Here is a 19,051-nt window from a genome sequence, read left to right as displayed (position 1 = left end):
TCCTTATCGCTCTATTTTACACTCTGAAGCACACTGTTGTAAATACGCTCTTTTTTCTCTCTCCCTGTCCGGATCAATTCCTCCGCCCGGGCATTCAGTTCCTCTGCCCGGATCCGGTCCTTCATAAGCCTGGTATTGATAAATACATTCAGGGAGGCACCCTCCAGCGCAGCCTGTGCAAAAAGGATCCCCACTCCCACATCGCTGCGGGCCAAGGTGCTGCCTTTTTCCCCCAGGACCTCCAGCAGATCCATGGAGGAAAGCACAGTCTCCATGATCTCCATAGGAACCACGCTGGCCTCATAGAGAGCGGACTCCATGACCTGCTCCCTGGCGGCCTTCTCCTCCTCTGTATTTTTCGGAAGTCCGTATGCTTTCGACAGGGGCTCGAAGGCCTGGGCATCCCGGTCCGTCAGCAGGACCAGCCTGTCACGGAGCTTCTCCATCTCCTCTCTGGCATCCAGGATCTCCTCCTCCACTTCCGCATATTTTTTCTTTCCCACAGTCAGATTTGCCACCATCATGCCAAGAGCAGCCCCGAAAGCTCCCACGGCAGCGCTGGCTCCTCCCCCTCCGGGCACAGGAGCCTTAGAAGAGAGCTCCTCAAGGAACTCTGTTGTCTTTCTCTCCAGCATCATCATTTTCTTCCTCCTTTTCCTGTTGTTCCTGCACCTGCCTTCACGGCAGACGCTCCCCAGGCATATAATCCGGATCAGACAGATAAAAGCAGGGAGAAACCGCTTTGATCTGTGCCGGATCAGCCTCTCCCTGCCCCTTCTGTCTCTGTGACAACCGTCCTCACACGGCTGCCTGTTCTCTATACATTGGCGCGGTACGCCTCGTCTGCGGTGTACACATCAAATCCGCTTCCTTTCAGAATATCAATGACTCTTCCCGGCTCATCGCTTTTGAGCACCGCCGCCGCATCGCTTCCGTTGGCAAAGGCGTACATATACTCAATGTTGACCTCGCCCTCCACAAGCTGATGCATGGCCTTTGAGAGAGAGCCTGTGGCGTGGGGCACACGAAGAGCCACCACATCCGTCAACATGGCTGTGATCCCCGCCTCCTTAAGGACCATTCTTCCCTTGTGGGGGTCAGAGACGATCATGCGGAGCATACCATATTCGGACGTGTCTGCCAGGCTGAGGGCCACAATGTTTACGCCGCCCCCTGCCAGCGCTGCCAGCACCTCGTCCAGACGTCCTTCCCTGTTCTCCAGAAATACGGATAACTGCTGTACTGTATTACTAATTCCCATGATATTCCCCTCCTTTTTACATCTGCCTGTTGTCGATGACGCGTTTTGCTTTGCCTTCGCTTCTCTGGATCGTCCTGGGCTCCACCAACTTCACCCGGACAGATACGCCAAGGGCCTGCTTCAGCACGGCTGCCACTTTGTTCTTCAGTTCGTCCAGCTTGCGGATCTCGTCGGAGAAATATCTCTCGTCCACTTCCACCATGACCGTGAGCACATCCATGTTGTTCTCCCTGTCCACGATCATCAGATAGTGCGGAGCCACGCCGCCGCCCATGGACAGAAGGGCTGACTCTACCTGGGTTGGGAATACGTTGACGCCTCGGATGACTTTCATATCGTCGGTACGGCCTGTGAACTTGTTGATCCTTGCCAGCGTTCTTCCACATTTGCACTTTCCGTGGTTAATGCTTGTAAGGTCCTTTGTGCGGTAGCGGATCAGCGGCATTCCTTCTTTGGAGAGAGTTGTGAACACCAGCTCGCCTGTCTCGCCGTCCGCGCAGGGCTCATAAGTTGCAGGGTTGATCAGCTCAGGATAGAAATGATCCTCATATACGTGAAGTCCCTCGTGATGGATACAGTCCAGGGCCACGCCGGGTCCTGTGATCTCACAGAGACCGTAAATATCAAAGCAGTTGATATGGAGGATATTCTCAATCTTCTTTCTCATCTCCTCCGTCCAGGGCTCTGCGCCGTGGATACCTGCTTTGAGCTGCATGTGATCCACAAGTCCCGCCTCCTGGATGGACTCCGCCAGGTAAAGGGCGTAGGAAGGTGTGCACGCGAAAGCAGTTGCGCCGAAATCCTCCATGCACATCATCTGTCTCTGGGTATTGCCTGCGGACATAGGAATTGCCATGGCTCCAAGCTGCATGGCGCCGTAATCCAGCCCCAGTCCTCCCGTGAACAGCCCGTACCCGTAACAGATATGAATGCGGTCCTCACTGGTGATGCCGGCCATGGTCAGGGCTCTGGCCACGCACTCGCCCCACACCTCCACGTCATACTTTGTGTAGGAGGCCAGGGTCAGCTTGCCTGTTGTGCCGGATGTACCCTGCACCCGGGCGATCTTTTCCTGGGGCACTGCCAGAAGACCGAAGGGATAATTGTCCCGCAGGTCCTCCTTTGTGGTGAAAGGCAGCTTTCCGATATCCTCAATTCCTCTAATATCGCCGGGCTCCACACCCTTCTGCTGCATTTTCTTCCGGTAGAAAGGTACGTTCTCATACACTCTCTTTACCTGTTTTACAAGTTTCTCGCTCTGCAGGGCGCTCATCTCATCCCTGCTCATACATTCGATCTTCGGATCTCTGATCCTTTCCTGCCAATTTTCTAATGATACTCCTGCCATTTTTTCTATACTCCTATTCTTAATTCTTCCGGTACAGCCAGGCCTACAGGTCTGACTCATCTACCATCTTCACATCTGCATCCTTAAGAATGGAAGCTGCTTTCTCATAATCGTCGGTGCTGAAAACCAGAACCGGAGCGCGTCCTTCGCGGATGACAAATGAATAAATGTAGCGCACATTTATACCGTTCTGCGCGAGTATTGCCAACATCTGATTGAGATTGCCTTTTTTGTCCTCAAGCTCCACGCCGATGACATCGGTAACCCGTACGACAAATCCCTTCTCAGTAAGATAACCCTTCGCCTCTGCTGGCTTATCGACTACGAGACGAAGGATACCAAACTCCGGAGTATCAAAAGACGCGACGGCCCGGATGTTGATATGCGCTTCTGTAAGTTTTGACGTAACTTCCATCAGGCTGCCCGGCTTATTCTCCACGAAAACTGATAGCTGCTTGATCATGCGACACCTCCTTTTTTCTGGTTCCTGTTTCTATATCATCTTGCAGTAAGGTGATATCCTGTGTCAAATGCTTTCTTATTGATCTCTATTGTCTTTGGCGGCACAGTCTTCTCAATGACGCTGTACCAGTCCTCTTTGCTGAAATCCATGTGCTGCGCGGCCACGCCCAGCACGATCAGATTGAACACCTTCGGATTGCCCAGCTTTCTGGACTCCTCCGTGGCGTTGACCGCATACACTTTGTGGTCCTTTCTGAGATCCTCCAGAATGCCCTCCGGGTAGGACGCATTGCCGATCACCACAGGCATAGGATCAATGCGCCAGTCGTTGACCACAAGGACGCCGTCCTTTTTGAGGAAGTGGGCATACCGCAGGGCCTCCAGCCTCTCAAAGGCAATGATGACGTCCGCCTGTCCTTCCTCCACGATGGGCTCCGCCACCTTGTCTCCGTAGCGCACAAAGGTAACCACGCTTCCGCCCCTCTGGGCCATGCCGTGTACCTCCGACAGCTTCACATCATAGCCTCCGGCAATGGCAAGCCCTCCCAGCACGCGGCTGGTGAGCAGTGTTCCCTGCCCGCCCACGCCTACGATCATAATATTTTTTACTGCCATTATCTGTCACCTTCCTTTACCAGTTCGATCGCCCCGAATTTGCACAGCGACTGGCACAGTCCGCATCCGGTGCACATCGTATCGTCAATATGGATGGTTCCGTCTTCGTTTCTCGTCATGGCCGGACATCCCGGCTTCATGCACATGCCGCACTTCTTGCATTTGTCCGCATGTACAGTGTAGAGAGGCTTCTTCTCCTTGGACAGGAGCACACAGGGGGTCTTTGTGATGATAACCGACACCTCGTCCCTTGCCACCTCTTCCCTGATGGCCTTCTCCAGAGTGTCAATGTCCAGAGCATTGATCTCCTGCACGTGCTTCACGCCCAGTGCCCGGCAAAGTCCCGGGATGTCGATGGCGTAGGTGGGGTCGCCCTGGAGCGTCTTGCCCGTGGCCGCGTGGTCCTGATGCCCTGTCATTCCGGTGGTGGAATTGTCCAGGATGATCACCGTTCCCGTGGCCTTGTTGTACATCATGTTCATGAGGGAATTGACACCTGTATGTAAAAATGTGGAGTCGCCGATGACGGCTACCCAGTTTTTAATATAGTCTTTGCCCTTCGCCTTTTCCATTCCGTGGAGAGTGGAAATGCTGGCGCCCATACAGACGGTGGTGTCCACCACGCTCAGCGGCGCTACCGCTCCCAGCGTATAGCATCCGATGTCGCCTGCCCCGTGTATCTTCAGCTTGTTCAGCACATAGTAGACGCTGCGGTGGGGACATCCCGGGCAGAGGATAGGCGGGCGTCCCGGCACCTGGGCCGGCGCATCAAGCTGCAGGTCCTCATGGAGGATGGCTTCCCTGAGCATATTGGCGCTGTACTCGCCCTGCACGGTAAAGATCTCCTTGCCGATGGCTTTAATGCCCCAGGACTTCACCTGCTCCTCGATCACCGGATCCAGCTCCTCCACGATATAGAGCGTTTCCACCTTTGACGCAAAGTCCTCGATCAGCTTTCTCGGCAGAGGATTGACCATGCCAAGTTTCAGCACGGATGCCTCCGGCAGCACTTCTTTTACATACTGGTAGGGAATACCGCTTGTGATGACGCCGATCTTCGTATCGTTCATCTCCACCCTGTTGATGGAAAGTGTGTTGGCTGCCTCAGCCAGCTCCTCCATCCGCCTCTCGATGACCACATGGCGCCCCTTCGCGTTGCCTGGCATCATGACGTTCTTGGCCGGGTCTCTCTCGTAGGGCTTATCCGGCACTTCCTCTCTCTCACACAGCTCTACCAGCCCCTGGGAGTGGGCCAGCCGGGTAGTGGTCCGGTACACGAAGGGCCGGTCAAACTGCTCGCTCAGGTCAAAGGCCAGCTTCATGAACTCCTTTGCCTCCGCGCTGTCGGAGGGCTCCAGCACCGGCAGGTGGGCCGCCCTTGCCACCATCCTTGTGTCCTGCTCGTTCTGGGAGCTGTAAAGTCCCGGATCGTCGGCCACCACGATGACAAGGCCCCCGTTCACTCCCATGTAGGAGACGGTGTAGGCCGGGTCTGCCGCCACGTTAAAGCCCACGTGCTTCATACAGGACATAGCTCTCGTCCCCGCTATGGAGGCGCCGATCGCCACCTCTGTGGCCACCTTCTCGTTGGGAGACCACTCGCAGTACAGGTCGTCTCTGTACTGTACAAGATATTCGCTTATCTCCGTGCTCGGCGTGCCCGGGTAGGCGGCTGACACCTTCACTCCCGCCTCGTAGGCACCTCTGGCAATGGCCTCATTGCCGAGCATGATCACTCTCTTTGACTCTGACATTTTACAGTCCATCCTTTCTCAAATCTGTCACTCTCTTTGCCTTTCCCTCAAACCGCTTCAGGGAGTAGGGAGCCACCAGTCTGATCTGGGTGGCAAGGCCGAGCTGGGACTTCAGTCCCTTCCTTATCTTCATCTCCAGCTCGCTGAGCTGGGAGTAGCTGTCAAGCAGCCTGTCGTCTACCAGTTCCACTGTAATAGTCATAACATCCAGGCGGTTCTTCCTCTCCACAAGGATCTCGTAGTGAGGACCGATCTCCGGGATCTGCAGCAGCACTTCCTCGATCTGGGTGGGGAACACATTGACGCCCCGGATGACAAGCATGTCGTCGGCACGCCCCGAGATATTCTCCATCCGCACTGTCGTCCTGCCGCACCTGCAGGGCTCATACATCAGCCTTGTGATATCCCCGGTGCGGTAGCGCACAAGGGGAAGGGCTTCTTTTCCAAGACAGGTGATGACCAGTTCCCCCTTCTCGCCGGGCGGAAGTACTTCCTCCGTCTCCGGGTCAATGATCTCCGGTATAAACCAGTCCTCATTGATATGCATGCCCGCAAGTTCCTGGCACTCTCCTGCCACGCCAGGCCCGCACAGCTCGCTCATGCCGTAGTTCTGGGTGCAGAAGAAACCCTCGCCCCACACTTTGTGCATCTCCTCCCGCATGGGCTCTGTCATGCCCTCGCCGCCGAAAAGGCCGATATGTACGTTTAAGTCTTTCTCCGGGTCCATCCCTTTTGCCCGGATTTCCTCTCCCAGATGGAGAGCGTAGGAGGGTGTCGCCACCAGAAGGGTCACACCCATATCCTTAAGGAACATGATCTGCTTCTTCGTGTTTCCCGACGACATGGGGATCACGGAAGCGCCGATCTTCTCCAGCCCTCCGTGAAGGCCAAGCGCCCCGGTAAATGTACCGTATCCGAAGGAGATCTGGGCCACATCGTCAGCCGTGGCGCCGCCCATGCAGGCAACCCGGGCCACATTGTTCAGCCACATCTCCAGGTCGTTCCTTGTATAGCCCACCACTGTAGGCTTTCCCGTGGTTCCCGAACTGGCGTGAAACCGCACCAGATCCTTTCTGTCCACGGCAAACAGGCCCATGGGATAATTATCTCTGAAATCCGCTTTATAGGTAAAGGGCAGCTTTGTCAGATCCCTCAGCGACTGAATGTCCTCCGGCTTCACCCCTGCCTCGTCCATCTTCTGACGGTAAGGAGCAACCTTCTCATAGATATATCGCACGGTCTCCTTCAGTTTCTTAAGCTGAATCTCTTCTATTTCGCTCCTTGACAGGGTCTCTTCCTTCGACCAGATCATGACTTTTCCTCCTTTTTCACGCTTTCGCGTCGTGCTTCCCTTAGTATAGCACATTACTTTCGCAAGTTAAAGCATTAATTTGCGAAAAATTTCAAAATTTATCTTTCAGGAAACGCCTGTCCGCTCTTCTTACAGGCTCCGGGCACTCTCCTCAAGCTGGCGCATGGCCTCCTTGATCTCCGCAAGCTGCGCTTCTGTCACTTTGTCCAGGCGGCACTTCATGGTCAGTTTGTTCAGCCTGTTCACATCCGCCTTCACCTGCTTCTTTGTCCCTCTGTCCAGCTCTTTTTTCTTCTCCTTCAGCTTCTGCTCTGTCTCTGCCATCAGACGCTGGGCGTCTCCCAGCACCTCCATCGCGTCTTTCCTTGTCTGGTCCTGTCCGGCGTAAACCTGCGCGTCCCGGATGGCCTGCTGGATCTCATCCTCAGACATACTGTCATTAGAAGTAATGGTGATGGACTGCTGCTTTCCTGTGTCCAGATCCCGGGCAGACACCTTCAGAATGCCGTTGGCGTCTATATCAAAGGTAACCTCGATCTGGGGAACCCCTGCCGGCGCCGCCTTGATGCCTTTCAGCTTAAATTTTCCGATGGTCTTGTTGTCCCTGGCCATGGGGCGTTCGCCCTGGAGCACGTGGATATCCACAGACCGCTGGTAGGGGGCTGCCGTGGAGAAAATCCTGGAATACCGGGTAGGAAGGGTACTGTTGCGCTCAATGAGACGGGTGGCCACACCTCCCACCGTCTCAATGGACAGACTCAGCGGCGTCACATCCAGAAGGAGCAGGTTCTTGTCCGTACCTGCCGCCACAAGGCTGTTGCCTTCCAGCGTACTTCCAAGAATAGCCGCTCCCTTGGCCACACATTCGTCCGGATTGATATTTCTGGAGGGCTCCTTACCTGTCAGCGCCCGCACTTTCTCCTGGACAGCCGGGATCCTGGTAGAACCTCCCACAAGAAGCACTCGTCCAAGCTCCGCAGGGGCGATGCCCGCGTCGCTGAGGGCACTGTGCACCGGCTGGGCAGTACGCTCAATGAGATCCTCTATGAGATCCTGGAACTGCCCTCTTGTAAAGGTCAGATCCATATGCAGCATCTCTCCCCTGTGCTGAGTCAGATAAGGCAGCATGATATGGGCGCTCTCAGATGCGGACAGCTCCTTCTTGGCCTGCTCAGCCGCCTCCCTCACCCGCTGCATGGCAGCGAAGTCCCGGGTGAGATCCGCTCCGTTTTCCTCTTTAAAACGGCGTACCAGCCACTGGGTGATCCGCTCGTCAAAATCATCCCCGCCCAGGTGATTGTCCCCTGCGGTGGCCAGAACTTCAATGACTCCCTCCCCGATCTCGATAATGGAGACATCAAAGGTGCCTCCGCCCAGATCGTACACCATAACCTTCTGGGGTTCCCCGTGGTTCAGCCCGTAAGACAGGGCTGCGCTTGTAGGCTCGTTGATGATACGCTTTACGTTAAGGCCCGCAATCCGCCCTGCATCCTTGGTGGCCTGCCGCTGGATGTTGTTAAAGTAGGCAGGCACTGTGATGACCGCCTCTGTCACCGGTGCCCCCAGGAAATCCTCCGCGTCTTTCTTAAGCTGCATCAGCACCATGGCGCTGATGGTCTGCGCCTTATAGTCTGTCCCGTCAATGCGGGTGCTCCACTCTGTGCCCATATGCCGTTTCACGGAACTGATGGTCCTCTCCGGATTGGTGGCCGCCTGGCGTCTGGCAGCCTCCCCCACCAGTCTCTCTCCCTTTTTGGTGAAAGCCACCACGCTGGGAGTGGTCATGCTGCCGGAGGCTCCCGGAATAATGACAGGCTCCCCATTTTCCGCGACAGACACACAACTGTTTGTGGTCCCAAGATCAATCCCAATTACTTTTCCCATAATTTCTATCTCCTTTCAACCTGTACGCATACAGAAATAATACATCTATCTTATCCTGTCCCGTCAGCACCTGCAGAACATGCAGAACAGCTGAGCCAGACACATTCCCTGGCAGAACCTGCCCATACTCTCCGCGTAATTCTGAAATTCTTCACTGTTCTGCCTGTACTCCGTACCCGACTGGCGCATAATGTCAAGCGTACGCCTGTAGAGAGGTTCTGACGGATCTTTCTCTATGGCTTTCTGGATCTGCTCCACCGCCAGCACCTGGTTGTTCAGACCATAATTGGCAAGGGCGCTCAGATAGAACCATCTGGCATCCCTGTACATACTCAGGATGCTGTTTAAAGTGTTGCTGGCATACTGGTACTGTCTCATATTGATAAAATCAATGGCCTGCCGGATATCGCCGCTGTCTCCCGGGCGGGGCTGGGGACGCTCCGGTTCCCTGCCGGCTCCCCCGAAGCCGAAGAAGTCATCAAAACTTCCAAATCCCCGGAAATCTCCGTACTCCTGCCATCCTCCGGCGTCTCCCCGCGTCTGTTCCTCCCGGGCTCTCTTCTTATATTTTTCCGGATTATTCAGCATATCATAGGCTTCATTTATCTCATTCATCTTCTCGGCAGCCTGGGGATCGTCGGGGTGAAGATCCGGGTGATACTCCTTGGCCCTGGCCCTGTATGCCTTTTTAATCTCCTCTTTTGTCGCGTCCCGGGATACGCCCAGCACCTTGTATGGATCGTCCACCATTATCTTTTCTGCTCCTTTCCCGGAAACTTTGCGTAATACTGTTGCCACACACCTCCGTACAGGATATGCCGCATCAAGGAAACATCCTGCACAAGAGGCAGCTTCTCGAAGATCCGCATGGCATTTCCCAGTGGTATTTCCATGATCTCCTTCATCTCTTCCGGCTTCTTACCCATGTAAAACAAAGGATTGTAGCTGCCCTTCTTCCCGTCTTTCTCATAGTCCATGGCCGCATCCATCAGATAGATAAATCTGCCGATCTCGTATCCAAGTGTACGCAGACTGTCGCTCCAGAAATCTTCCTCACAGACAAACAGTTCTGACAGCATTTTCCCCGAGCAGTTGATGGCCCTGTCAAAATCCCGGGCTGCCTTTTTCTCCACTTCCTCCAGTCCGGCGATCCCTTCGGCGACAGCCCTCCACTGCCTGGGATATTGTTTTTTCAGCTCCCCGCACTTTTTCTCCAGCATTCCCGCATACCAGCGCTGCAGATGCTTTCCCTCATCCTTCCAGTCGTCCCGGCATTTATAGTAGGACAGAATGATGGTCATATCTGCCGCTCTTTTCCTCCGGTTCATAGAGGGACGACAGAAGCAGGATCAGAAAAGCCATATCGTAGGAGAGGCACAGTCTCTCCACCTGCCCGTACCTCTCCTTCAGATTTCTGCACAGCCCGCAGTAGATACTCTGATATCTCTTCTGTTCCTCCTCACTCAGTTTCTCTTTTACACATCCGATATATCCGAACATAGACGCCTCCGATCTCCTCCGCTGACAGCCGTTCCCCTGCCGTAACACTGTTGTTTTTCCAAAGATTACTTAGCACATTTCTCCCGGCGTTTCAATAAAACCGCCAAAAAGTTAATAGAATTCGCAATCTTTTTATTTTTATCTCCCACCGGGCAGATGCCAAAAAGGCATCCCCGCAGGGATGCCTCTGTCTCTTTTTCATTCTTCGCTTCCTAATTTGTCCCGTCGTGGTATTTGCAGGTGTACTCTTCCAGTTCCACCTTCAGTACCTCCACGGCATTGACCCATTTTTCATCAAAATTATCAAAGTCTTTTCCGGTCTGGTGGCGCATCACTTTCTTCAAGCCATCCAGCTTTTCCTCGAAGGTTTTTAAAACCTGCACCTTTCCGGTGCCGATCAGACTGGCGTAGTAATAGCTGTGACTGCAGGGTTCCTCCGCTTCCATCAGTCCGTGGCGGCAGTCCAGCTCTACGCACACCTCCGGTTCCTCCTTAAGCGCTTCGATCTTTCGACCAACCTTTGCACTGTGGAGATAGAATGTAAGCTTCTCTTCCTGGCAGCTGTATCCAAAATTCATGGGCACTACATAAATTTTCCCCTGGCTTCCCATGCCGATCCGGCACACCATGCATTCATCGATCATCCGGGTAATCTCACCCATATCTGTCATCTTTCTCTTTGGCCTTCTCATATCCGTCTCTTCCTTTCCCTTCTGCATAATCTTTAACCGGCAGTCCCGGCCTCCCACAGCCAGGCTGCGTATTTATGGCCAGTTTACCACTCTTTCTCCTGTACAACAAGTCTCTGCTGTCATATCCAGGAACAATCTGCATTTTATATTACCAAAAATGTCACTTTACACAATTGACTTTCCAGGAGACATATGTTAATCTTTATATGCTTCATTATGTAAAAATCTCCGGGCGGGGATTTTTTCTTACACTATCTTATAAAATCTTTTTATTTCGAGGAGTGTCTTCCGACATGTCAATACCCCTCACATCACTTTCTGACGTACAGGTATGGCAGGAAAATTTTGCTTTTTCATGTTTTTATTGTCAACTTGTACATTGCCGTTTATAATGAAAGGAGAATACGAATGGCGTTTCACAAAGCACTGAAAGACCTGAATCTGCTGGACCGCTTTCTGTTTGCGGAGGCAATGGAAGATCCTGTTATCATGCAGACTATCCTGGAGATCATCCTTGGAAAGGATATTCTTCTTAAATATCCTCCCCAGGCAGAGAAGGAAAAGCGCAGCTCGCCCCTCTTCCGCTTCATTCGCATGGATGTGTGGGCCATGGACATGGAGGACACCGTCTATGACGCGGAAGTGCAGAAGGAGGATACGAAAAATCTTCCAAGGCGCAGCCGTCTGTACCAGAGCATGATCGCGCCCTTTGATCTGTTCGGGAAAGACCTGTACCGGTACACGTTCCGCATGAGGTGCGACGAGGATCCGGGGATCGCCCTGGATGACGGGGCGGCCCGGATCTTTCTGAACACCCGGGGAAAGGATCCGTTGGGCGTGTCGGAGGAGCTGATCGAACTGCTCCGGTACATAGAGCACACCACAGAGGAGGTCAGCAGTTCCTGCAGGAGCGGAAAGATCCGGGAGCTGCAGCGCAGGATAGCCATGATCAAATCAAGCGAAGAGATTGGAGTGAAATATATGCAGGAGTGGGAAGAGAAGGTCATCGAGCAGAGGCGGGCCCGGGAGGAAGGAGTGGCCGAGGGCCGTGTGGAAGGTGCAGAGCATAAATTGTTTGTCCAGATTTACAAAAAACTGTCCAAAGGCTGCAGTCTTTCAGCCACTGCCGACAGTCTCGAGGAAGAAATACCGGATATACAGGACATGTATGATTTTCTGAAGCCCAGGAAAACACAGACCGTGGAAGAAAGCTGGAAAGACTGGCTTGCCTCCGGCGGACGGCAGTCTCTGGCTTCCCCGGGCTCCCGGGTAACTACTCCTTGAAGATAAACACCGGGACAGGAGGATGATTTCCTCTGTTATAATAAGTGTTCACAATAACGGTATATCTGCGGGGCGGCAGAGTTCCAAGAAAAGCAAGAAGCGCCTCTTTTTCTTCAAAACCTGTGTCGCCCCCGCTATAGATACAAAGGCTCATCATCCCGCCTTTTTTCAGAATACGCAGCCCCTGCTCCACAGCTTCCACACTGGTCGCGGGGCTAGTGGCAATGCGGTGATCTCCTCCCGGAAGATATCCGAAATTAAAGCAGATCACATCCGCGCTCTCCGGCCCGGCATACCGTTCCATATGCTGATGGCCGTCCAGGATCAGTCTGGCCCGGCTGTGTACTCCATGTTTTTCCAGCAGTTCCCTTGTCGTCTCCAGGGCTTCTTTCTGAATATCAAAGGCAAGCACCTGCCCTTCATTTCCTGCCATCTGACAGAGAAAAAGCGTATCGTTGCCATTTCCCATGGTGGCATCTATATACAGTCCTCCCCGGGGAGCACGGGACTCCATCACCGCCTGGCACCAGTCAGTGATCCGGGACAAATTCTTCTTTTCCACACGTTTCATGATCCATTTCACTCCTTCCGGACATAAGAATACCGCAAAGGGACACATCATGCAATATCCTCTCTGAAGCAGATATCTGATAAATTCCAATACAGTTGTCCGATGGATTTCCGGTTGATTTCCCGGTTCTGCTGAAGTATTATAATAAGTGGGAGTTTATAAACAGAATTTGTAAGGGGAGATGTATATGAAAGATTGTACTTACTATGATCTTCTTGGCGTTTCCATGGATGCAGATGAGAAAGAGATTGCAGACGCCAAGAATTTTTTAGTGAAAAAAATGCATCCGGACGAAAATATAAACAGTAGTTTTGACACTACATCCTATATTCAGAATGTACTGACCGCCTACCGGATCCTAAGCGATCCGGACAGCCGCAGGGTCTACGACAGAAGGATACGCAATCCTATCCGCAGAGAAACCAGGGCTGAGCGGGAAAGGGAACGGGAAATGAAGCGCACCGGTCCTCTCTCACCGAATTTCGCCCCCTACTGGGAAGCTGCCAACAAACTGAACGGCCTGGTCAGTGAAAGCGCCGTCCTTCTGAAGCCCAGAAAATTCAGCAGGCAGGAGCCGGACGCCGAAAGACTGGCCGCCATGGCCGAGGAAGCTCAGCCCCACATCCTTGTATTAAAAGACGGGGAAATACCGCGGCGCTACTGGTTTGCCCACGCCATGAACTGGCTTCTGTTCCAGTGGAGTCAGAACAGGGATCTTCCCTATCCTTTGCTCTACTCCATGTATGACAGCTATCTGGAACAGTGCAAATCTGCGCTGGAAAAGAAAAAGATCACCAGCCAGAACGCTCTGTTTCTGAATAATCTGGACAAACTGATTGCCTACCGGCAGCTCCAGTCCTGACAGGAGGTACTTTATGCCAGAAAAGTTTCGAGACAAAAACGGTCTGACAGAGGAAGAATTCCTGTCACGGTACCAGCCCGGCAACTATCCCCGGCCCTCCGTGACAGTGGACATGCTTATCTTCGCTGCCCCGGGACTTGCTTCTTCCTGTGGCGCAGACGGAAAAATTCCGCCCGCATCAGAACATTTTCTGACGGATGGCACACTTAAACTTCTTATGGTGAAAAGAGGCGGGCATCCCTGCCTTGGCTGCTATGCCCTGCCCGGCGGCTTTGTAAGTCCCGGCGAAACGGTCATGCAGGCGGCAGCAAGGGAGCTTCTGGAGGAAACCCATGTGAAAGGCATCCCTCTGCGGCAGCTCTACACCTTTTCAAAACCGGGACGTGATCCCCGCACCTGGGTCATGAGCTGCGCTCACCTTGCCGTTCTGGATACAGGCCAGATCCCCACAGAAGCCGGGGATGACGCCAGCGAGACCCGCTGGTTCACCGTCACACTGAACCGGAAAGGTGAAGGCTGCCAGAAAGATCTGCTGTACGAACTCCGTCTTGAAGATGGAGACACGGTTCTTTCTTCCTCCCTCTTTTGTCCCCCGGTATTTGATGAGGATTCCTGCACTGCCAGAAACAGTGAAGGGCTGGCTTTTGACCATGGCGCCATGATCCTGTGCGGTCTGAAGGCACTCTTTCACATCTGAGCACACCGTAATATATAAATAGAAAAATAACAGAGCGGGCGCCCGGGCCTTTGCAAGACCCGGGATCGCCCGCTTATTTTCTGCGACTCAACTCTTCCAATCTCCGCTTCATATCATCCAGGAGCTCTTTGTGCTTTCTGGACTCCATCCTCGGGAACGCCTTCACAAAACGCCGGCTGGACTGCAGGGTAGCTCCTGTCAATTCCGCGTAGCGCTGCTTCAGTTCATCATAATGCACCCTAAGCTGTTCAGCACGCTCTTTCGCCTCTTCCGACAGGACATCCAGCCTCTCCTTAGCCTCCCCGGAGAGAGCATCCAGCTGCTCTTTCTTCTCCTGAGCAGCATCGCCCAGCATTTCCGCTTTTTCCATGGCATCCATGACATTTTCGTGGATATTTGTTCCCATTTTATCCGAAAGCTCATGAAGCTCCAGGCCGATCTTCTCCAGCATATCCAGCCGCCGGTTCAGCTTCAGTATACTTGCCGAGGTCACAGCCAGGTCTGCGGCCAGCCCGGCCAGAAGAGCACAGATCAGAGTGATCCCAGCCGGAACGGGAATGACATTGACCAGCTTTGCAACGAGCGGATGGATCCCTTTTACGATCAGCACACAGGCTGCTCCCCAGGCAATGGAAAAGGGCAGGCACACATACCCGCCGATATTAAGCGGAAGGCCTGTGTAATCCCACCACTTATGGTGAAAGATCCTGTCCATGATATATCCGGTCACACCCTCGATCACCGTCACAAGTACAAGGGAGGACAGATACAGAAGCAAAAGATTATCCTGAAAGCCTGCCAGCAGCGTGACTACAGAGGACACGCCCACTCCGTATATGGGACACAGGGGGCCATTGAGAAAACCCCTGTTGACAAATCTCCTCTCCTTGACTGTGGCAAAAGCCACCTCCGTACACCACCCCAGGAAACTGTATATAAAAAAATAAAGCAGCAATTCATATATCTGCATAGAAATCTCCTTTCGCCACCCGCATTTCCCCTCCCCGGCACTCTAAAAACCTAGCAGCATCCCTCATCCCGGGACAAGGGGGCAACAGGATGATTATACTTCACATTGTCAGCCTCGTCAAATAATGCTATAATTGTATCCCAGAAGATAATTTTTCTCAATAAAGGAGACTTACAAATGATACTGAAACAGGGGAAAAATAACCACACATATCAGGTGTGCAAAATACATACCGAGAAAAAGCTGGAGCGCCGTCTTGAGGCCCTGGGTCTCACGGAGGGCGCTCTGATCACCATTTTAAACAACGACAAGAAAGGCGCCCTGACAGCCAAATTCAGGGGCACCCGCTTTGCACTGGGGAGGCAGATCGCTGACAATATCGATGTGAAGGAGGTGCCGGAAGATGGCAGAAACAATTAATGTAGCTTTTATCGGCAACCCCAACTGCGGAAAGACCACTCTTTTCAACGCCTTCACGGGCGCCAACCTGAAAGTGGCCAACTGGCCTGGGGTCACTGTGGAAAAGAAAGAAGGGCGGGCCAGCTACGAAGGGCAGGATTTTCGCCTCATCGATCTGCCCGGCATCTACAGTCTCACTTCCTATACAATGGAAGAGACCGTGTCCAGGGAATGTATCTTAAGCGACGAGGTGGATGTCATCGTGGATGTGGTGGACGCCTCCTGTCTGGAGAGAAACCTGTACCTGACTCTCCAGCTCATTGAGCTGGGAAAACCCGTTGTGCTGGCGCTGAACATGATGGATATCGTGGAGGAGCGGGGCATGGAGATCGACCTGCACCGTCTTCCGGAGATGCTGGGCATTCCGGCCATCCCTGTCTCCGCCAGGAAAAAATCCGGGCTGTCCATCCTGCTCCACGCAGTGGCTCATCACAAGGACCATGCAAAGCAGAGTCCCTTTATCCACCATCATCACGGAGAGCACTCTGCCCACAAGCATGACCATCATCAGGAATATGCCATGGTTTATGAAGATTACATAGAGGACAAGATCGACCAGGTCATGGACCGTCTGAACAGATCCTATCCGGATATGAGCAACAAGAGATGGCATGCCATCAAATACCTGGAAAAGGACAAAAATGTCAGCGACCAGTATCCTCTGGATCTGTCCGATCTCATTGACCGGGACTACGAGAAGGATATTATTAACCAGAAATACAATTTTATCGAGGAAATCATCCAGGAAGTTCTTGTCAACAAGTCTAAAAACGAGGCACGCACAGACCGCATCGACAGGTATCTCACAAGCAGATGGCTGGGACTTCCCATTTTTCTGGCCATCATGGCCTTTGTATTTTTCCTTACTTTCACCGTGGGCGATTTCCTGAAGGGCTATTTTGAGATTGGGCTGGATGCTTTCTCCTCCCTTGTGTCAAACGGCCTTGCCGCCGCAGGCACAGGGTCCATGGTCACATCCCTGATCGTGGACGGAATCATCTCAGGCGTGGGCGGTATACTGACATTCCTTCCCAACATCTTTATCCTGTTCCTAGCTCTGGCCATTCTGGAGGACAGCGGCTACATGTCCCGCGTGGCCTTTGTCATGGATGATATCATGAGCCACCTGGGCCTTTCAGGCAGAGCCTTCATCCCCCTGCTTCTGGGGTTTGGATGCTCCGTTCCCGCAGTCATGGCCTCGAGAGCTTTGGAGCACCGCAAAGACCGGCTGAAGACGATCCTCATTACTCCCTTTATGTCCTGCAGTGCCAGGCTTCCCATCTACGTGCTGTTCTCTTCCATGTTCTTTGGAAAGAACGCCATGCTGGTGTGCTATTCTATGTACCTGCTGGGCATCCTGGTGGCGATCGTCTGTGCTTTTGTCATCTCAAAATTTGACGGCAGCAAGGCAGAGCAGACCCTTCTCATCGAGCTTCCGGAGTACAAATCTCCCAACGCCCGTACCATTGCCATCTATGTGTGGGAGAAGATCAAAGACTACCTGACAAAGGCAGGGACTGTCATCTTCGTGGCATCTGTCATCATGTGGGTGCTGCTCAATTTCGGTCCCACAGGCTACGTGACAGACATAGGCGCGAGCTTTGGCGCCTGGATCGGAAAAGCCATCGTCCCGGTATTTACGCCTCTGGGACTTGGCTACTGGCAGATCGTGGTGGCACTCATCGCCGGGATCGCCGCAAAAGAGGTGGTCGTCTCAAGCTGCAGCGTACTTTTTGGCATTCAGAACATTACCACATCCCACGGTATGACCGCCATGGCAGCCACGCTGGGGAGCATGGGATTTGGCGCGACAAACGCCTATGCCCTGATGGTCTTCTGCCTGCTCTACATACCCTGCACAGCCACCATCGCCACCATCCGCAGGGAAACAGAAAGCAGGCGTCTTACCGCCTGCTTCGTGTGCTTTCAGTTTGCCGTGGCCTGGGTGATGAGCTTTCTCGTCTACCACATCGGTCTGCTGCTGTAATCCCCATTTTCAGCATCTTTTACTGGATCTTCTTGAGGAGGTCCAGTTTTTTCTTAAAGGGAGCATATCTGACAGGTATATCGATAAGGCAGGACTTCTTCATGATACTCTTCTGGTGGGTAAACGTATCAAAGCTTGCCTTCCCGTGATATCCGCCCATACCGCTGTCTCCCACACCCCCAAAAGGCATATAGGAGGTGGCCAGATGCACCACCGTGTCATTGATGCAGCCACCGCCGTAGGAGACATGCTTCAGCACGTAAGCCTCCCTCTCCTTTTTCTTTGTAAACAGGTAGAGGGCCAGAGGTCTTGGCCTTGCGTTCACCTGCTCCACCGCTTCCTTCAGGTCATAAAAGGTCAGGACCGGCAGTACCGGGCCAAAGATCTCCTCCTGCATAGCCGGATGCTCCCACGTGATCTGGTCCAGGATGGTGGGCTCGATCTGGAGGGTGTCCTGCCTGCTTCCCCCGCCGCACACCACATGGGTATCATGGATCAGGCCGAGCACCCTGTCAAAGTGCTTTTGGTTGATCATTTTCGGATATTCTTCATTTCTGCAGGGGTCATTTCCATACATTTTCCGTATCTGCTTTGCCATCTGCTTCAGAAGTTTCTCTTTTACATTTTTGTGGACAAAAAGGTAATCCGGCGCCACGCAGGTCTGACCGCTGTTCAGGAATTTTCCCCAGACGATCCGCTTCGCTGCCAGAGCAATGTCCGCTGTCTCGTCTACAATGCAGGGGCTCTTTCCGCCCAGCTCCAGGCTGACAGGCGTCAGGTAGGCGGACGCTTTCTCCATCACATAGCGCCCTACATTCACGCTTCCCGTAAAGAAAATATAGTCAAACTTCTCATTCAAGAGGGCTTCGTTTTCTTTTCTTCCTCCCTCGATCACATGGACATACTTCGCCGGAAACAGCTCCCGGATCATCCGGCCTATGAGGGCCGAAGTGGCGGCGGAGTAGGCGGAAGGTTTCACCACCGCACAGTTACCGGCGCAGATGGCTCCCACTAAAGGAGCAATCGTCAGCTGGAAGGGATAATTCCAGGGCGACATGATCAGCACCACCCCGTAGGGCTCCGGGTAGATGAAGGATCTGGAGGGGAACTGTGTGATGGGGGTTGGCACCCGCTTTGGCTTTGTCCAGCTCCTGAGATGTTTCAGGGTGTACCGGATCTCCTCCTTGACAATCCCTATCTCTGTGGCGTAGGCCTCAAAGGGGGACTTATGGAGGTCCTGCTTCAAAGCCTCCATGATGTCCTCCTCATTCTGGATGATCCACTTTTCCATCCGCTCAAGCTGCCTTATCCGGAAAGCCACGTTTTTTGTCTCTCCGGTGCGGAAATATTCTCTCTGCTTCTGCATCATTTCCCTGTACTCTGCCATCTTCTC

Annotated in this window: 18 protein-coding genes and 1 pseudogene; 5 read left to right on the top strand and 14 right to left on the bottom strand. The window is 53.2% G+C overall.

Features of this window, described 5'->3' with window-relative positions:
- Positions 1 to 11: 11 nt before the first annotated feature.
- From INF30_RS06345 to INF30_RS06290, 11 genes and pseudogenes are all read right to left on the bottom strand, one after another.
- Positions 12 to 635 (bottom strand): cyclodeaminase/cyclohydrolase family protein, encoded by a 624-nt coding sequence (locus tag INF30_RS06345; RefSeq protein WP_076780751.1) that lies wholly within the window; start codon positions 633 to 635, stop codon positions 12 to 14.
- 182 nt (positions 636 to 817) lie between these two features.
- Positions 818 to 1,261, bottom strand: a complete 444-nt coding sequence (locus tag INF30_RS06340; RefSeq protein WP_076776775.1) for an amino acid-binding protein — start codon at positions 1,259 to 1,261, stop codon at positions 818 to 820.
- Positions 1,262 to 1,277: 16 nt separating this feature from the next.
- Positions 1,278 to 2,609 (bottom strand): phenylacetate--CoA ligase family protein, encoded by a 1,332-nt coding sequence (locus INF30_RS06335; RefSeq protein WP_226394597.1) that lies wholly within the window; start codon positions 2,607 to 2,609, stop codon positions 1,278 to 1,280.
- A gap of 43 nt (positions 2,610 to 2,652) precedes the next feature.
- Entirely contained in the window at positions 2,653 to 3,072 is a 420-nt protein-coding gene (locus INF30_RS06330; protein WP_076776770.1) for an ACT domain-containing protein, read from the bottom strand.
- Positions 3,073 to 3,107: 35 nt separating this feature from the next.
- A complete protein-coding gene (locus INF30_RS06325) occupies positions 3,108 to 3,686 on the bottom strand; it encodes an indolepyruvate oxidoreductase subunit beta (protein WP_076776768.1) in 579 nt (192 codons plus the stop codon).
- Positions 3,686 to 5,440 carry an indolepyruvate ferredoxin oxidoreductase subunit alpha gene (gene iorA, locus INF30_RS06320; protein ID WP_226394596.1) on the bottom strand — a complete coding sequence of 585 codons (1,755 nt, stop codon included), beginning with the start codon at positions 5,438 to 5,440 and terminating at the stop codon, positions 3,686 to 3,688. The genes INF30_RS06325 and iorA overlap by 1 nt, the downstream gene beginning before the upstream one ends.
- 1 nt (position 5,441) lies before the next feature.
- Positions 5,442 to 6,752, bottom strand: a complete 1,311-nt coding sequence (locus tag INF30_RS06315) for a phenylacetate--CoA ligase family protein (protein ID WP_226394595.1) — start codon at positions 6,750 to 6,752, stop codon at positions 5,442 to 5,444.
- A 129-nt stretch (positions 6,753 to 6,881) separates the two neighbouring features.
- Positions 6,882 to 8,636 carry a molecular chaperone DnaK gene (gene dnaK / locus INF30_RS06310; protein WP_226394594.1) on the bottom strand — a complete coding sequence of 585 codons (1,755 nt, stop codon included), beginning with the start codon at positions 8,634 to 8,636 and terminating at the stop codon, positions 6,882 to 6,884.
- 63 nt (positions 8,637 to 8,699) lie between these two features.
- A complete protein-coding gene (locus INF30_RS06305) occupies positions 8,700 to 9,386 on the bottom strand; it encodes a J domain-containing protein (protein WP_226394593.1) in 687 nt (228 codons plus the stop codon).
- Positions 9,386 to 10,136 (bottom strand): annotated as a pseudogene (locus INF30_RS06300) (DUF5685 family protein). The gene INF30_RS06305 and the pseudogene INF30_RS06300 overlap by 1 nt, the downstream one beginning before the upstream one ends.
- A gap of 212 nt (positions 10,137 to 10,348) precedes the next feature.
- Entirely contained in the window at positions 10,349 to 10,828 is a 480-nt protein-coding gene (locus INF30_RS06290; RefSeq protein ID WP_226394590.1) for a pyridoxamine 5'-phosphate oxidase family protein, read from the bottom strand.
- A 408-nt stretch (positions 10,829 to 11,236) separates the two neighbouring features.
- Here INF30_RS06290 and INF30_RS06285 point away from each other — a divergent pair, with 408 nt between their 5' ends.
- A complete protein-coding gene (locus INF30_RS06285) occupies positions 11,237 to 12,112 on the top strand; it encodes a hypothetical protein (protein WP_226394589.1) in 876 nt (291 codons plus the stop codon).
- On the opposite strand, the gene INF30_RS06280 is transcribed toward INF30_RS06285, so the two are convergent.
- Positions 12,102 to 12,683, bottom strand: coding sequence for a tRNA (mnm(5)s(2)U34)-methyltransferase (locus INF30_RS06280; protein WP_264176866.1), 582 nt, complete (start codon positions 12,681 to 12,683; stop codon positions 12,102 to 12,104). The two genes, INF30_RS06285 and INF30_RS06280, sit on opposite strands and share 11 nt — an antisense overlap.
- A 187-nt stretch (positions 12,684 to 12,870) precedes the next feature.
- Here INF30_RS06280 and INF30_RS06275 point away from each other — a divergent pair, with 187 nt between their 5' ends.
- Together INF30_RS06275 and INF30_RS06270 are read left to right on the top strand one after the other, a co-directional pair.
- Positions 12,871 to 13,545, top strand: a complete 675-nt coding sequence (locus INF30_RS06275) for a J domain-containing protein (protein ID WP_226394588.1) — start codon at positions 12,871 to 12,873, stop codon at positions 13,543 to 13,545.
- A 13-nt stretch (positions 13,546 to 13,558) separates the two neighbouring features.
- Complete coding sequence (locus INF30_RS06270) at positions 13,559 to 14,242, top strand: NUDIX domain-containing protein (RefSeq protein WP_226394587.1); 684 nt, start codon at positions 13,559 to 13,561, stop codon at positions 14,240 to 14,242.
- A 73-nt stretch (positions 14,243 to 14,315) separates the two neighbouring features.
- Here INF30_RS06270 and INF30_RS06265 read toward each other — a convergent pair whose 3' ends face one another.
- On the bottom strand, positions 14,316 to 15,212 hold the full coding sequence (locus INF30_RS06265) for a putative ABC transporter permease (protein WP_226394586.1): 897 nt from the start codon (positions 15,210 to 15,212) through the stop codon (positions 14,316 to 14,318).
- A gap of 177 nt (positions 15,213 to 15,389) precedes the next feature.
- Here INF30_RS06265 and INF30_RS06260 point away from each other — a divergent pair, with 177 nt between their 5' ends.
- Positions 15,390 to 15,632 (top strand): FeoA family protein, encoded by a 243-nt coding sequence (locus INF30_RS06260; RefSeq protein WP_226394585.1) that lies wholly within the window; start codon positions 15,390 to 15,392, stop codon positions 15,630 to 15,632.
- Positions 15,616 to 17,658: a ferrous iron transport protein B gene (gene feoB, locus INF30_RS06255; protein ID WP_226394584.1), complete on the top strand. Its 2,043-nt coding sequence runs from the start codon at positions 15,616 to 15,618 to the stop codon at positions 17,656 to 17,658. The genes INF30_RS06260 and feoB overlap by 17 nt, the downstream gene beginning before the upstream one ends.
- A gap of 19 nt (positions 17,659 to 17,677) precedes the next feature.
- Here feoB and INF30_RS06250 read toward each other — a convergent pair whose 3' ends face one another.
- Complete coding sequence (locus INF30_RS06250; protein ID WP_226394583.1) at positions 17,678 to 19,045, bottom strand: aldehyde dehydrogenase; 1,368 nt, start codon at positions 19,043 to 19,045, stop codon at positions 17,678 to 17,680.
- Positions 19,046 to 19,051: the final 6 nt, after the last annotated feature.

The organism is Claveliimonas monacensis (assembly GCF_014982975.1).
GTDB classification, from domain to species: domain Bacteria; phylum Bacillota; class Clostridia; order Lachnospirales; family Lachnospiraceae; genus Claveliimonas; species Claveliimonas monacensis.
The sequence above is the reverse complement of the archived record's forward strand: the minus strand, read 5'-3'. Positions and strand labels throughout refer to the sequence as shown.